The sequence below is a fragment of the Nocardia harenae NBRC 108248 genome, from assembly GCF_001612885.1.
GTDB lineage: Bacteria > Actinomycetota > Actinomycetes > Mycobacteriales > Mycobacteriaceae > Nocardia > Nocardia harenae.
Genome location: NZ_BDBH01000004.1, coordinates 859,785 through 873,357 on the forward strand (window position 1 = coordinate 859,785; position 13,573 = coordinate 873,357).

The window sequence follows — 13,573 nt, forward strand, 5'->3', positions numbered from 1 at the left end:
CACAGTCTCCTCACCTCGCCCGAATTCGCCCGCGCGAGGCCGCCCCCGCCGCCGCGCCGCGGGAACCCTACTACCGGCAGGTGTCCGCGGCATGCGTGGTCCGGTGGTCGAACATGTTGCGGGCAAGCCTGTTTCACAGCGCCCGCCACTGCGGAAAGCGCTGGTCCGCACCGGAACCCGGGCGGGGGCGACCGCGCGGCGAACGAGCCGCGCGCACCGAAGATTTCACCTGCCCTCCGCCCGGCCGACGGACGGCGTTCGAGCCGCGTTACCCGCTCAGCGCGGCTGCGCGAGCACCGCGTCGAGCTGCTGCTCGGCCCGCTCGGCCCGGGCCAGGGTCTGCGCACGCGCCTCGTCCAGCGCCTGCGCCCGGCGGGCCGCCTCGGCCTCGGCCTTGGCGAGCGCGGCCGCCGCTTCCCGGCGCAGCTCCGCCGCCCGCTCCGCCGCCGCGCGCTGCACCGCGGCGAGTTCGGCTCGCACGGAGCCGGTCTCGGCGCGCGCGGTATCGAGTTCCGCCCGGACGGCCGTGGTCTCGGCCCGCGCGGCTTCCAGCTCGGCGCGCAGCGCGCCGGTGTCGGCCCGCGCGGCATCGAGTTCGGCCCGCAACCGCTCGACATCCCCCCGGGCCGCGGCGAGCGCTTCGCCCCGCTCGGCGGCGATCTCCTCGGCCCGCTGCGCGACACGTTCCGCGTCGGCGGCGCGCTGAGCGGCCCGCGCGGCATCGGCATCGGCCGCACCGATCCGATCGACCGCCTCGGTGCGAATCCGCTGAACCTCGGCCTCCGCTCGTTCCTCCGCCGCCGAGATCCGCTCCCGCGCCGCACTGTCGAGGCGCTCGCGCACACCGTCGAGCTCCGCGCGCGCGGCCGCGATCCGCTCGTCGGCCTCCCGGCGCGCGGCGAAGACGTCATCGGCGGCCACGGCGGTGATCCGCCCGACCTCGGCGAGCGCCTCGTCCCGCGCCGCCTCGGCCCGCTCGGCCGCCCCCGCGGCATCGTCGGCGGCCGCCTCGGCGGCGCCCCGCGCCTCCTCGGCGGCCCGCCGCCGCTGCTGCGCCTCGGCGGCCCCCACCTCCGCCTCGGCGATCCGCCGCGCCGCCTCCGCCTGCGCCGCCTGAACCTGAGCCTCGGCGACCGAGGGATCGGCCAGCGTGCCCAGCTCGACGACGGCGGCGTTCATCGTGGTGCCCAGCTGCTCGGCGAGTATCCGGAACCGGTCGAGCAATTCGTCGGCGCGCAACCGGGCGGCCGTCACCGGCGCACCATCCGTCACAGTGACAGCGGGCGTGCTCTCCGCGCTCTCGTGCACCCGCTGCCGCTCCCGCCATGCCCGCCAGCGGGTGTGGTCGGGATGATCGCAGTACTCCGACGGCCTGCCCGGACCGCCGCTGCGGGTGACGGGCCGGTGGCAGCCCGGATAGTTGCACATGCTCGATGCCACACGGCGCATCGTAGCCAGGCGGGCGCCGCCGGGTGGACAGCGCGGATGGCGGCCTCGCGCGCGTCGGCGATACGGCCGACGGCGAGCGCCGCCGAGCAACGCGGCCGAGCGGTCAGCGCAGGGCGCGCAGGTAGCGATACCGGAAGCCGTACTGGGCGAGCAGCAGCAGCGGGAACAGCCCGCGCCACGGGCCGTGCGAGGCGGGTGCGGTGAGCGAGCGCAGCGTCAGGTACACGGTGCCGGCCCGGTCGCGGTGCGCGATGAAGGCCTCCTCGCCGGAGACCGGGTGGCCGGAGCGGGTGCCGTAGGCGAAGCCGTGGCGGTCGGGTTCGTCGACCACCGCGACCACCCGGACCGGTTCCCGGATGGGCCCGAACCGCACCTCGTAGTCCGCGCCCGCGCTCACCCTTTCGTCGGGCGCGACGCGAAATCCACTGCGCCGCTTCACTCCCCAGGCTAACACGGCCGCGCCCGCGCGCTCCCAGAGCTCGGCGCCCGCGCCGATCGCGACGGTCCGCTCGTAGCGCCGGTGGCCGGGAAGTCCGCCGTGCCACTGCGGGTCGGCGGGGCGGGTGGCGCCGGGCGGGCCGTAGGTGAGGTCGGTCATCCCCGCAGCCTACGGTCGAGGTCGCGCAGCAGCTCGCCCGCGCGGCCGCGCCCGGCCGGGGCGGGCGGGTAGCGCTTCAGCACCGCGATGACCGTCGGGCTCGGCGCGGGGGCGGGCGGGGCGGGGGCCCCGTCGAGTTCGGCGGCGTGCGCGGCGTAGGCGGCGGCGCCGAGGATGTGCCAGACCTGCGTGGCCCGTGCGATCGGGTGCAGGTAGGCGGCGCTCGCCGCCGCGGCCGCGGCTCTGGCCGCTTCGCTCGCGGCGTGCTGTCCGGCGTCGCGGGCTTCGCGGTACGCGCGCTGGGCGGCCCATGCCCCGTCCCGGATCGCCTTGGTGCGCGGGCCGCCTGCGGCGAAGGCGCGGGCCGCCGCGATGGCCTGCCGGGGGCGGGGGTCGGCGGGGCGGTGCTGTTCGAAGCGGGTGCGGGCGGGTTCGGCGCAGGTGATGGCGTAGGCGGTGACGGCGCGCAGTTCGTCGAGGTGCATGGAGTTCGACCGTATCGTTGAACGGCCGGTTGGCAGTTCGGCGCGCTGCGCGCGGGTGACGGGCTGCCGAGTCTCAACGCCGCAGCGGAGGACATCGTCGTGTCCGCGTACTCCGGGCGGGGCGGCTGACTACCATCGCAGTCCACCGACGAAAGGGGACGCGCGCGTGGGAGCCGGTCTGCGGATCGCTGTGGTCATGTACGGGAGTCGCGGCGATATCCAGCCCGGCGTCTGCCTGGCGCTGGAGCTGCGGCGGCGCGGGCACTCGGTGGCGATGCTGGTACCGCCGAACCTGGTCGAGTTCGCGCGCCGAGCCGGGGTCGCCGAGGTGCGCGAGCTGGGGGCCGAGACCGAGCAGGCGTGGTCGTCGGCGGAGGCGACGGCGTCGATGAAGGCGCGGAATCCGGTGACGCGGGTGCGGTTCGCGCTGTCGAACGTGCGGCGCGGTTTCGCGGCCTTCGACGCCGACCTGCGGCGGCTGTTCCTGGCTGGGGACGCGCCGTGCGGTGACGTGGATGTGCTGGTGGCGGGGCCGCTGTGCCAGGACCGCGGGGTCGCGGTGGCCGAGGCGCTCGGGGTGCCGATCGTGGTGCTGCGTTTCGCGCCGCTGTCGGAGAACGGGGTGCTCGGGGCGATTCCGGGGGCGAGCGACGGCTGGTCGCCGGAGTGGAAGCGCCGGTCGTGGCGGTTCGCCGACCGGGTGACGTGGTGGGCGACCGGCTGGAACGAGCAGTCCTTCCGCACCCGGATCGGGCTGCCGAAGGCAGCGGGCCCGCTGCCGCTCCGGCTGCGCGCGGCCGGGATTCCGCAGGTCCAGGCGTACGACGAGGCGCTGATCCCGGGGCTCGCGGCGGACTGGGGCGAGCACAAGCCGATCGTCGGCTTCCTCGACCTGCCGCCGGATTCACGCGCCCGGCTGCCCGAGACCACGCCCGCCGACGCCGAGCTCGCCGACTGGCTGGCCGATGGCGAGCCGCCGGTCTTCGTCTCCTTCGGCAGCATGCCGCTCACCGACCCGGACGCGGTGATCGGCACCTTCCGCACCGCGTGCCGCCGGGCGGGCCACCGCGTCCTCTTCGCGGTCGGCGAGCGCCGCGGCCCCGACCCGGCCGACGCAGGCGTCTACTTCGTCGGCCCGACCGACCACTCCGCGCTGCTCCCCCGCTGCGCGGCCGCCATCCACCACGGCGGGGCAGGCACCACCGCCGCCACGCTGCGCGCCGGGCTGCCCACGCTGATCTGTTCGATCACCGCCGACCAGCCGTTCTGGGGGCAGCGGGTGCGCGCGGTCGGGGCCGGGGGCACGCGACGCCTGCGCACGGTCACCGCCGACGAGGTGCGGGCCGAGCTGCGCACCCTGTTCGATCCCGCCACCCGGGCCGCGGCCGCGGCGCTCGCGGGCACGCTCGTCCCGGCGGAGAAGGCGGTGGCGCGGGCCGCGGAGCTGGTGGAGGAGCAGGTCCGCTAGCCCGGGACAGCTGCTCACCGCCGACGGCTGTGCCGAGCCGGACGACCGGCGAGCCGCCGCGGAGCTCGACGATCCCTCGCCCGGCGAGCACCGGCGGCAGGTGACCCGATGAGTTCCGCGCCGCGACCCCGTCTGCACCGGCGAACCCGACCACACCGGAACCGAGGAGCGCGCCATGACCGCCACCTACACCTTCGACGTCTACTCCACCCTGGACGGCTTCGCCTCCTACGACGAGCACGGCGACTGGGGCGGCTACTGGAGCAAGGAGGGCCCGGAGTTCCTGGCCCACCGCGAAGCCGTACTCGGCGCCGACCAGCGCATGGTGCTCGGCGCGAACACCTTCCGGCAGTTCGTGCAGCTGCTCGGCCCGATCGACCCGGCCGAGCTGGACCCGGTGAACGCCCGCATGCGCAGCATGCCGACCACGGTGGTGTCGACGACGCTGCCCGGCATCGGCGACTGGCCGGACGCCACCCTGGCCGACGGCGACGCCGTGGCCGTGGTGGCCGCGCTGAAAGCGGCGTCGCCGGTGCCGCTGCGCTCGCACGGCAGCCTGTCGCTGAACCGGTCACTGCTGGCCGCGGGGCTGGTCGACCGGGTCCAGGTGACGATCTTCCCGGTCCTCTCCGGGCGGACCGGGGCCGAGCGCATCTTCGACGGCGTCGCCGACTTCGACCTCGAGCTACTGGCGAGCCGCACCTTCGACGGCCGCATCCAGGAGCTCACCTACCACCCCACCCCCCACGGCTGACCCCGGCCGTGTGCGATCCGGATCACCCGGTCGCGCCTAGACTGCTGCGCACGGGCTGAGGGGAGGACGCCCGCACGAGAACGGTGGACGGCGCGGTCTGACCGAGGGTGACTGGATGAACGACGGCAAGACGCTGCTGGCCTGGTGGAACGATCCGGTCGACTACCCGTGGCTGGTGGGCACCCTGGCGGCGCGCTCGGCGCTGGGGCCGCTGCGGCTGCTGATCGGGCTGGCCGGGGCATCGATCGCGGTGCTGGGGGCGGTGATCGCGGGGACGCCGATCGGGCCGACGAATCCGGCGGTGACCTCGACCATCGGGGTGGCGGCCGGGATCATGTGGGCGCTGCGCTGGTGGCTGCTGCCGTGGCCGGGCCGGATCGAGTCGCTGCTGCTGATCGCCGCCGCCGACGTGCTGTTCACGGTGGAGTTCCTGCAGGTGCCGGATCGGCTCTTCGGCGCGATGGGCGCGCTGCTGCTCGTGGTGACCGGCAGCTACCTCGGGTTCTTCCACAGCGCCCGGGCGCTGGCGGTGCACACGGCGTGGTCGCTGCTGTCGGTGATCGTGTTCTCGGTGCGGATCGCCACCGGCGGGCAGGATGTGCGCCTGGCGCTGGCCGTCGGGCTGCTGCTGCTCGCGGCGGTGGTGAGCGTGCTGCCCGCGCTGCAGATCCTGTACTGGCTGCTGCGCACCGAGTCGCTGTCGGATCCGCTCACCGCGCTGCTGAACCGGCGCGGGCTGGAGATCCGGCTGCCCCGGCTGGTGCAGCGCCACCCCGCGGTCTGCGTGATCGCCTTCGATATCGACCGGTTCAAGGAGGTCAACGACACGTGGGGGCACCGGGTCGGTGACACGGTGCTGAGCGGCACTGCCCGGCGCCTCGCCGACGCGGCGGGCAGGTCGGCCGTGGTGGCGCGGACCGGTGGTGAGGAGTTCGTGGTGGCCGCCCCGCTCGGCGCGGCCGCGGCGCGCGCGGAGGCCGAGCGGTTGTGCCGCGCGGTGGCCGAGCCGCGCTCGGACGGGGTGGAGGTGACCGCCAGCGTCGGGGTGGCGGTCTTCGACGGCGCTGCCTGCCCGGAGTGTCCGCGTCCGACTCCCGAGCGGCTGCTGCACGCCGCCGATTCCGCCATGTACCGGGCCAAGGAGGCGGGCGGGAATCTCGTCGTCGTCGACGAGCTCACGCTGCCCCCCGGGCACCGGCACTGAGCGTTCAGCACCGATCTCCTCGGGAGTACGGGCCGCAGTACCCCATCGAAGAAGACACCCCTGTGACGCTCCGGCTCACGACACCGGGCCCGTTCCGCAGCGGTCGCGTTCGAAGGCAGCGGTGGTGCACTGCACCGACTCGGGGTAGTACTCCCCCATGCTCGCCCGCGGGTCGCCGTTCTCGGGCACGCGCTGGATCGCCTCGGCGAAATCGGAGGCGGCGAGCATGTGCCGGTACAGCACCGCGAAATCCGGGAAGGGCCCGGCGGCCAGCCAGTTGTCGGTCGGTGCGAGCCCGGCCGGGCGATGCGCGGCATCGGAGACGACGACGGTCACCATGCCGTCGGCGCCGGTGACCGCGTCCCGGTCCGGCAGGCAGGCGACGTACCGGGTGGTGATCGAGTCATTGGCGCAGATCGACCAGTAGCGCACCTGGCCGGGAACCGGCCTGCCCGCGGCGTCCGGCACGGTGTGGGTGGGCGGGCGGAAGCGCAGCACGAGGACATCGCCCGCGCCGCGCGGACGGGTCAGCGCGAGGTAGCTGGTGTGCAGGTTGGGGAAGAGCCGGGTACTACCGGGGTGCGCGACCCGCCAGCGCGGCGTCGAGGTGGCGGTGTCGGCGTCGAACGGCCAGGAGATCGGGGCCAGCACATCGTCGCCGGTGCCGCCCGCGTCGGCGCCGCCGCACTGCGGGAGCGCGGGGCCGGCGCCGATCCGCAGAGCGGGCAGCGGGACGCCGCCGAATCCGTCACCCTCGGGCAGGTAGAGCCGGTGCAGAAGGGTGGTGCGGCCGTCGGGGGTGCCGGTGTAGATGGTGCCGGGCACGGCATCGGCCGGCCGCGGGCCGGGCAGCACGGTCAGCTGGAACTCGCCGCGCTCGGCCGGGTCGGCGCCTGCGCGGTACGGGTTGCCGCCCACCGCGGGCAGGTCCGCGTCCGTGACGACGTCGACCGGCGCGCCCCCGGAGTAGGTCTGCACCGAGAAGTAGCGGGCGTGCGGGAACCGGCCGGTCACGGTGACCGGATCGCGCACCGTGAGCGGGGTGACCCAGTAGCGGGCGGCGGAGTCCGGGTAGGCGATGTTCAGCCGGTCCGGCGCGACGGTCAGCGGCCAGGCGCACGGCGCGGTCGGCTGGGCCCGGACCGGGGCGGCCAGCAGGAGCGTGCTCGCCAGGGCCGCCGCGAGCACCGCCGGCCATCGTCTCATCGGATGCTCCGCACGACTTGTCACCGGAGAACAGATACCACAGGTGTTCGATGCGACCGCGGGTATCGCGATTTGATCTGACCCCCGATAAGTGAACATTATCGGCGGCCAGGGACACCTCTTTCTCGGTCGATCCCGTGAATACGTTTCGTTTCGTTGGCGCTACCAAACGTAACGAAATCACGCTACGGAAGGAGGCCCCGCGCAGCGGCTATCCTCGACCCGTGCCCGACCACCCCGTCGCCGTCCCCGACCCGGTCCAGGCACGACTGCGCGCGGGCGTCGGCACCGTCCTCATCGACACCGCCGCCCTGCGCCGAGTCCGCGAACGATTCGACGACACCCAGGCGGGCGCGCTGAGCCGCTACCTCCAGGCCGCGCAATCGGAGAACACCGTGCGCGCCTACCGCGCAGACTGGATCGCCTGGGCCGCCTGGTGCGCCGGCGAGAACCGCCAGGCACTCCCCGCCGACCCGCTCGATCTCGCCGTATACCTCGCCGCCGCCGCGGACGCGCGAAAACAGGACGGGAGCTGGGCATTCGGCGCGGCCACCCTGGAGCGCCGATCGTCGGCGGTGGCGGCGGTGCACGCCGCGAACGGCCTCCCCTCCCCCACCCGCTCGGACGTCGTCCGCATGACCCTGCGCGGCATCCGCCGGGCCCGCCGCAGCGCCCCCCTGCGCAAACGCCCGGTCCTGCTGCACACCCTCGAACAACTCCTCAGCTGCCTCCCCCCGCCAAGCCCGCCGACCGAATCTGCCCGCCGCCGCGACACCCTCCTGCTGCTCACCGGTTTCGCCGGCGCCCTGCGCCGCAGCGAACTCGCGGCGCTGCGCATCGGCGACGTCACCGTGCACACCGACCACCGCACCGGCGAACCCGTCCTCGTGCTGCGCCTGCCCGCCACCAAGACCGACCCCACCGGCACCGCCGAACACCGCGTCGCCCTCCCGCGCGGCAACCGCCCGCACACCTGCCCGGTCTGCGCCTACGCCGACTGGCTCGAACTGCGCGCGAAACACGAACTCCACCAGCGGAATCCCGCCCTGCACCGCTGCCACGGCTTCACCGGCACCGACCTCCCCGGCGACCTCCCCCTCTTCCCTGCGATCAACCGGCACGGCCGCATCGGCGACCGCGCCATCTCCGGCCGCGCCGTCGCCGAGCTGATAAAGCGGTACGCCGCGAAAGCGGGCCTCGACCCGGCACTGTTCTCCGGCCACTCCCTGCGCGCCGGCTTCGCCACCCAGGCCGCGCTCGGCGGCGCCGCCGACCGCGAGATCATGCGCCAGGGCCGCTGGTCCAACCCGCGCACGGTGCACGGCTATATCCGCACCGCCGACCCGCTCGACGACAACGCCGTCACCAAACTCGGCCTCTGACGGGCCGGAACCGTCGCGCCTGCACCCAGTTGGTCGTGGCCTCCTGCACGTCCTTGCTGGTTTTTGTGTGTTTCCCGGATGGGTATTTATAGTTAGATGCGCATATCTAAGTACCGACATTTAGCTAATACCCGGACAGATGACCAGTTACGCTGTTCCGCGATGCGTATCGTGGCCGTCCTCATCGCCCTGCTCCTGTTCGCTCCCCCGCAGGCCGGAGCCGAACCGGGAGCCCCCGCTCCCCTGCCCCGCGACTTCCTCTGGGGCGTCGCCTCCTCCGGCTTCCAATCCGAAGGCCATGCCCCGGACAGCAACTGGGCGCGCTACGCGGCCAGGCAGCACGAGCCGTACGGCGATTCGATCGACTTCCACGGCCGCTTCCGCGAGGACATCGCGCTGGCCGCGAACCTGGGGGTGCGGGTGTATCGGATCGGGGTCGAGTGGGCCAGGGTGCAGCCACAGCCGGGGGTGTGGGACGAGGCGGGGCTTCGCTTCTACGACGAGGTGGTGGCGGCGATCCGCGCGGCGGGCATGCGGCCCATGATCACCCTCGACCACTGGGTGTACCCCGGCTGGCAGGCCGATCGCGGCGGCTGGGCCGATCCGGAGATGGTGCCGAACTGGCTGGCCAACGCGCGTATCGTGGTCGACCGCTATGCCGCCGCCGACCCGCTCTGGGTGACCTTCAACGAGCCCGCCGTCTACCTGCTGCGCGAGGTGCAGTACGGCACGCTCGCCGCCACCGACGTCCCGCTCATGCACGAGAAGATCGCGCAGGCGCACCTGGCGATCTACGACCACATCCACCGGGTACAGCCGGGCGCCATGGTCACCAGCAATGTGCCCTACATCCCGGCCGCCGACGCCGCGATCAACGGCGGCCTGCTGGCGAAGATGGCGCCCGCGCTCGACTACATCGGCATCGACTACTACTACGGCCTCTCCCCCGCCGCGCTGCGCACCCCGTACGACTTCGAGAAGCTCTGGCAGAACCCGCTCGAGCCCGAAGGCATCTACTACGCGCTGCGGCACTACGCCAGGCAGTTCCCCGGCAAACCGCTCTACATCGTGGAGAACGGCCTGCCGACCGACAACGGCACGCCGCGCGCCGACGGCTACACCCGCGCCGACAACCTGCGCGACACCGTCTACTGGCTGCAGCGCGCGGTCGCCGACGGCATGAACCTCATCGGCTACAACTACTGGACGCTCACCGACAACTACGAATGGGGCAGCTACGCACCCCGTTTCGGGCTCTACACGGTGGACGTCCTGACCGACCCCACGCTGACCAGGCGCCCCACCGATGCCGTCCCCGCCTACACCGAGCTGATCCGCGCGAACGGCACCGCGCCCGGCTACCTGCCCACCCGCGACCCGGCGGCGTGCTCGCTGGTCGACGGCGGGGCCAGCTGCGCCGAGCCGGTCACCGTCCCGCGCTGAGGCGGTCGGCCCCGCACCGCTCGGCTAGGCTGGCCCTTTCCGGGTGGTTGGAAAGGATCGCGGGGATGACCGAGGAGCGCGTGCCGCAGGGAAGCGAGCGCGAGCTGTTGGAGTCCGAGATCTCCGCCGATCTGCGGGCGCTCACCGCGGTCTCGGAGCAGCTCGGGCATGTCTTCGCCCGCGCCAACGAGCTGCGGCCGACCGATTTCCGCGCGCTCATGCACATCGCGACCGCCGATATCGAGGGCAATCCGGTCACCGCGGGGCGGCTGGCCACACTGCTCGGCATCTCCACGGCCGCGGTCACCTACCTGGTGGAGCGGATGATCGAGTCCGGGCACATCCGCCGCGACACCGACGCCGCCGACCGGCGCAAGGTGCTGCTGCGCTACGCCGACCACGGCATGGACGTCGCGCGCGGCTTCTTCACCCCGCTCGGCACCAGGACACGCGCGGCCATGGCCGCGCTGCCGGACGAGGACCTGGCCGCCGCGCACCGGGTGTTCAGCACCCTGATCGATTCCATGCGGACGCACTTCGACGAGCTCACCCGGCGCTGATTCACGCCGTCGGCCGCGCCGGGGGCCGAAACCCATCCGCCGCCCCCAGCCTGTCGAATTCCTTCGTTTTCCCTGGTGGCCGCCCCGCACCGGGCGAAAATCGGGTCGTTTGACGCGTCGATTTCGCGTCATTACTGAGTCACCTGTTCCGAACGACCCAGGAGGAACGATCATGACCACCACTGCCATGCGCCGCACCGCGGCCGTGCTCGCCGGCGCCGGCGCGGCTGCCGCCTGCGCCCTGCTCGCGGCGCCCGCGGCGAATGCCGACACGGCGACCTGCCCGGCGACCGGCGGCCAGGTCGCCGCCGTCACCGTCGGCGACGCCTCGTGCGCCTCGGAGAGTGTCGGCGGCTCGGCGGCGCTCGCCATCGGCACCGACGGCACGGCGGACGCCGATGCCAACGCGGCCGGGCTCTCGCTGGCCATCGCGCAGAACGGCGGCGCCGCCACGTCGGAGTCGGGCTACCTGTCGGCCCCGGCGGCCGTCGCGGTCGGCCCCGGCGCGAGCGTCATCACCCTCGGCGTGCGGCCGGGGCTCTCGATCGGGATCGCCGGGCCCGGCGCCACCGTCGTGGTGGACGGGGTGAATCGGCCGACCTGCTCCGGCGGACTCGCCTTCGCCGGCGATTTCCAGACCTTCCAGGGTTGTCTCTCCACGCAGTAGCGCGCGGACGGCGGAAGGCGGGTGCCCACGTGGGCACCCGCCTTCGCTCGTCAGGGGGCGGTGGCCTCGGCGGCGCCGGTGATATTGCGGGCCATGCCGCCGAAGATCACCGCATGGAAGGGCGCGATGGCCTTCCAGTACAGGTGCCCGGCCAGGCCGCGCGGCTCGAAGAGCGCGCGCTGGTGGTAGACCGCGCCGCTGCCGTCCGGCTCCACCCGCAGCTCCAGCCAGGCCCGGCCCGGCACCCGCATCTCGGCGCGCAGCCGGAGCAGGTGCGGGCGCTCCAGGTACTCGACCCGCCACCAGTCCAGCGCCTCGCCCTCGCGCAGCCGGTGCGGATCGCGGCGGCCGCGGCGCAACCCGACGCCGCCGACCACCCGGTCCATCCAGCCGCGCACCGACCAGGCCAGCGGGAACGAGTACCAGCCGTTCTCCCCGCCGATCGCCTCCACCACCGCCCAGACGGTCTGCGGGTCGGCCGCGGTGGCCAGCGAGCGCTCGTCGCGGTAGAGCGAGCCGCCGGACCACTCCGGGTCGGTGGGCAGCGGGTCCGACGGGGCGGCGCCCGCGTCGGCGTCCGACCAGCGGGTGGGGACGTCGAGGTCGCGGATCTTGGCGAGCGCGAGCTCGACCGCGCGGTCGTAGCCGATGAGCCCCTCGGCGGGGTCGGGGATGTGCTCGGCGATGGCGTGGTCGCGGCAGACCACGTCGTTGATCAGCGACTCCATCAGCGGCACCGCGATGGCGCGCGGGACCGGGGTCACCAGGTTCACCCACTGCGCGGAGAGCCACGGGGTGAGGACCGGAACAGGGACGATCACCCGGCGCGGTAGCTCGGCCACCCGGGCGTAGCGGCGCATCATCTCCAGGTAGCTGAGCACGTCCGGGCCGCCGATGTCGAAGGCGCCGCGCACCTCGGGCGCCACCTCCGCGCCGCTGGTCAGGTAGTAGAGCACGTCGCGGACCGCGATCGGCTGAATGCGGTTGCGCACCCAGCGCGGAGTCACCATGGCGGGCAGCCGCTCGGTGAGGTAGCGCAGCATCTCGAAGCTGGCCGAGCCGGAGCCGAGGATCACCGCCGCCTGCAGCACCAGGGCGGGCACCGGGCCGTCCAGCAGGATCCGGCCGACCTCGGCGCGCGAGGCCAGGTGCCGGGAGAGATCCTGCCCGGCCGGGGTGATGCCGCCCAGGTAGACGATGCGGGACAGCCCCTGCTCGTCGGCGGCGCGGACCACGAGCTCGGCGGCCTTGCGGTCGACGGTGTCGAAATCGGCGCGGGTCAGCGAGTGGATCAGGTAGTAGAGCACCTCCTGGCCGTCGAGCGCCCGCGCGACGTCGTCAGCGCTGGTGACATCGCCCTGCACCACTTCGACCTGGTCGTGCCAGGGCGCGTCGGCCAGCTTGCCGGGGGTGCGGGCCAGCACCCGGACCGTGTGCCCCGCCTTCAGCAATTCCGGCACCAGCCTGCCGCCGATGTACCCGGTCGCTCCGAACACCACACACCGCACGCGCGTTCACCTTCCGCTCGAGGGTCCGGTTGCGCAGTCGCCGCGGACCGGGGCACCGCGCCCCTGCTGCCTTGGCTACCCGCCGCACCTGCGGTTACGCCCCCGCCGCGCTGTGATCCCGGCCCTGGTCAGGGCGCGGGAGCGGGCCGTCGGGGTCGAGCTCGATGCCGAGCGCGCGGAGCCGGCGATCGAGCAGCAGCCAGGACTCCGCGGTGAGCAGCTCGACCAGATCGGCCTCGGTGGTGCCGCCGTGCGCGAGCCACCAGCGCACCGAGGCGTCGATCAGCCCGAGCAGCGCGACCACCAGCCGGTCGGCGGCGGCGTGGTCGGCGTTGAAGCGCGGGATGTAGCGCCCCGCCGCCTCGGAGATCTCCGAGGCGAAGGCGCTGCCGCCGATCCTGGACTCCTCCTCGGCGCCGCGGGAGTAGTTGCGGCGCAGCAGGAATCGGTACAGGTTCGGGTGCTCGCCCGCCCAGGCGACGTGCTCGGCGATCGGCGCGCGGATGACGTCGAGCGGGGTGCCGTCGATGGCGAGCGCGGAGCGGATGCGCTCGGTGAGCTCCTCGTGCGCGCGCCGCGCGACGGCGAGGTCGAGCTCCTCCTTGCTGGCGAAGTGCCGGTAGAAGTGCGTCCTGGCCAGCCCGGCGCGGTCGGCGATCTGGCCGGTCAGCGCATCGGGGCCGTGCTCGCTGATGGCGGCGATGGCGGCGTCGACGAGCGCGCGGCGGCGTTCGGCGCGCACCGGGGAGGGCGCTGCGGCCCGGCGGGTGCCGGTGGTGTCGGCGCGTCCTCTGGTCATGCCGGGAAAGGCTAGCGCACTCGACGGCATGCAGTGACGGGCATTACAGT

Annotated in this window: 13 protein-coding genes; 7 read left to right on the plus strand and 6 right to left on the minus strand. The window is 73.8% G+C overall.

The window, feature by feature from the left end; translation table 11 throughout:
* Positions 1-276: 276 nt before the first annotated feature.
* From NH2_RS10085 to NH2_RS10095, 3 genes are all read right to left on the minus strand, one after another.
* The gene (locus NH2_RS10085) at positions 277-1,440 is read right to left on the minus strand and encodes a hypothetical protein (protein ID WP_245650496.1); all 1,164 of its coding nucleotides are present in this window, start codon (positions 1,438-1,440) and stop codon (positions 277-279) included.
* Positions 1,441-1,552: 112 nt separating this feature from the next.
* Positions 1,553-2,047 carry a DUF1990 domain-containing protein gene (locus NH2_RS10090; RefSeq protein ID WP_067651664.1) on the minus strand — a complete coding sequence of 165 codons (495 nt, stop codon included), beginning with the start codon at positions 2,045-2,047 and terminating at the stop codon, positions 1,553-1,555.
* Entirely contained in the window at positions 2,044-2,532 is a 489-nt protein-coding gene (locus tag NH2_RS10095) for a putative immunity protein (protein ID WP_067651667.1), read from the minus strand. The genes NH2_RS10090 and NH2_RS10095 overlap by 4 nt, the downstream gene beginning before the upstream one ends.
* Positions 2,533-2,728: 196 nt before the next feature.
* Here NH2_RS10095 and NH2_RS10100 point away from each other — a divergent pair, with 196 nt between their 5' ends.
* The 3 genes from NH2_RS10100 to NH2_RS10110 all read left to right on the plus strand — a co-directional run bounded on the left by NH2_RS10100 (position 2,729) and on the right by NH2_RS10110 (position 5,958).
* On the plus strand, positions 2,729-4,000 hold the full coding sequence (locus NH2_RS10100; protein ID WP_067651671.1) for a glycosyltransferase: 1,272 nt from the start codon (positions 2,729-2,731) through the stop codon (positions 3,998-4,000).
* 175 nt (positions 4,001-4,175) lie between these two features.
* Positions 4,176-4,754, plus strand: a complete 579-nt coding sequence (locus NH2_RS10105) for a dihydrofolate reductase family protein (RefSeq protein ID WP_067651674.1) — start codon at positions 4,176-4,178, stop codon at positions 4,752-4,754.
* A 115-nt stretch (positions 4,755-4,869) separates the two neighbouring features.
* Positions 4,870-5,958 carry a GGDEF domain-containing protein gene (locus NH2_RS10110; protein WP_067651677.1) on the plus strand — a complete coding sequence of 363 codons (1,089 nt, stop codon included), beginning with the start codon at positions 4,870-4,872 and terminating at the stop codon, positions 5,956-5,958.
* Between the two features lie 75 nt (positions 5,959-6,033).
* On the opposite strand, the gene NH2_RS10115 is transcribed toward NH2_RS10110, so the two are convergent.
* Positions 6,034-7,164, minus strand: coding sequence for a DUF1214 domain-containing protein (locus tag NH2_RS10115; RefSeq protein WP_157103674.1), 1,131 nt, complete (start codon positions 7,162-7,164; stop codon positions 6,034-6,036).
* 224 nt (positions 7,165-7,388) lie between these two features.
* Between NH2_RS10115 and NH2_RS10120 the strand changes: the two genes are divergently transcribed.
* The 4 genes from NH2_RS10120 to NH2_RS10135 all read left to right on the plus strand — a co-directional run bounded on the left by NH2_RS10120 (position 7,389) and on the right by NH2_RS10135 (position 11,216).
* Positions 7,389-8,546, plus strand: a complete 1,158-nt coding sequence (locus NH2_RS10120) for a site-specific integrase (protein WP_067651683.1) — start codon at positions 7,389-7,391, stop codon at positions 8,544-8,546.
* 162 nt (positions 8,547-8,708) lie between these two features.
* Entirely contained in the window at positions 8,709-9,989 is a 1,281-nt protein-coding gene (locus tag NH2_RS10125; RefSeq protein WP_067651686.1) for a family 1 glycosylhydrolase, read from the plus strand.
* A gap of 65 nt (positions 9,990-10,054) precedes the next feature.
* Entirely contained in the window at positions 10,055-10,549 is a 495-nt protein-coding gene (locus NH2_RS10130) for a MarR family winged helix-turn-helix transcriptional regulator (protein WP_067651689.1), read from the plus strand.
* A gap of 172 nt (positions 10,550-10,721) precedes the next feature.
* Positions 10,722-11,216, plus strand: coding sequence for a DUF6764 family protein (locus NH2_RS10135; protein ID WP_067651692.1), 495 nt, complete (start codon positions 10,722-10,724; stop codon positions 11,214-11,216).
* 50 nt (positions 11,217-11,266) lie between these two features.
* Here NH2_RS10135 and NH2_RS10140 read toward each other — a convergent pair whose 3' ends face one another.
* Positions 11,267-12,712, minus strand: a complete 1,446-nt coding sequence (locus NH2_RS10140; protein ID WP_218021680.1) for an SDR family oxidoreductase — start codon at positions 12,710-12,712, stop codon at positions 11,267-11,269.
* 106 nt (positions 12,713-12,818) lie between these two features.
* Positions 12,819-13,523: a TetR/AcrR family transcriptional regulator gene (locus NH2_RS10145; protein ID WP_067651697.1), complete on the minus strand. Its 705-nt coding sequence runs from the start codon at positions 13,521-13,523 to the stop codon at positions 12,819-12,821.
* Between the last annotated feature and the right edge of the window lie 50 nt (positions 13,524-13,573).

Coding starts and splice junctions, on each gene's coding strand:
- NH2_RS10090 (WP_067651664.1), bottom strand. CDS start 2,047: ATGACCGACCTCACCTACGGCCCGCCCGGCGCCACCCGCCCCGCCGAC.
- NH2_RS10105 (WP_067651674.1), top strand. CDS start 4,176: ATGACCGCCACCTACACCTTCGACGTCTACTCCACCCTGGACGGCTTC.
- NH2_RS10095 (WP_067651667.1), bottom strand. CDS start 2,532: ATGCACCTCGACGAACTGCGCGCCGTCACCGCCTACGCCATCACCTGC.
- NH2_RS10145 (WP_067651697.1), bottom strand. CDS start 13,523: ATGACCAGAGGACGCGCCGACACCACCGGCACCCGCCGGGCCGCAGCG.
- NH2_RS10115 (WP_157103674.1), bottom strand. CDS start 7,164: ATGAGACGATGGCCGGCGGTGCTCGCGGCGGCCCTGGCGAGCACGCTC.
- NH2_RS10135 (WP_067651692.1), top strand. CDS start 10,722: ATGACCACCACTGCCATGCGCCGCACCGCGGCCGTGCTCGCCGGCGCC.
- NH2_RS10100 (WP_067651671.1), top strand. CDS start 2,729: ATGTACGGGAGTCGCGGCGATATCCAGCCCGGCGTCTGCCTGGCGCTG.
- NH2_RS10110 (WP_067651677.1), top strand. CDS start 4,870: ATGAACGACGGCAAGACGCTGCTGGCCTGGTGGAACGATCCGGTCGAC.
- NH2_RS10130 (WP_067651689.1), top strand. CDS start 10,055: ATGACCGAGGAGCGCGTGCCGCAGGGAAGCGAGCGCGAGCTGTTGGAG.
- NH2_RS10125 (WP_067651686.1), top strand. CDS start 8,709: ATGCGTATCGTGGCCGTCCTCATCGCCCTGCTCCTGTTCGCTCCCCCG.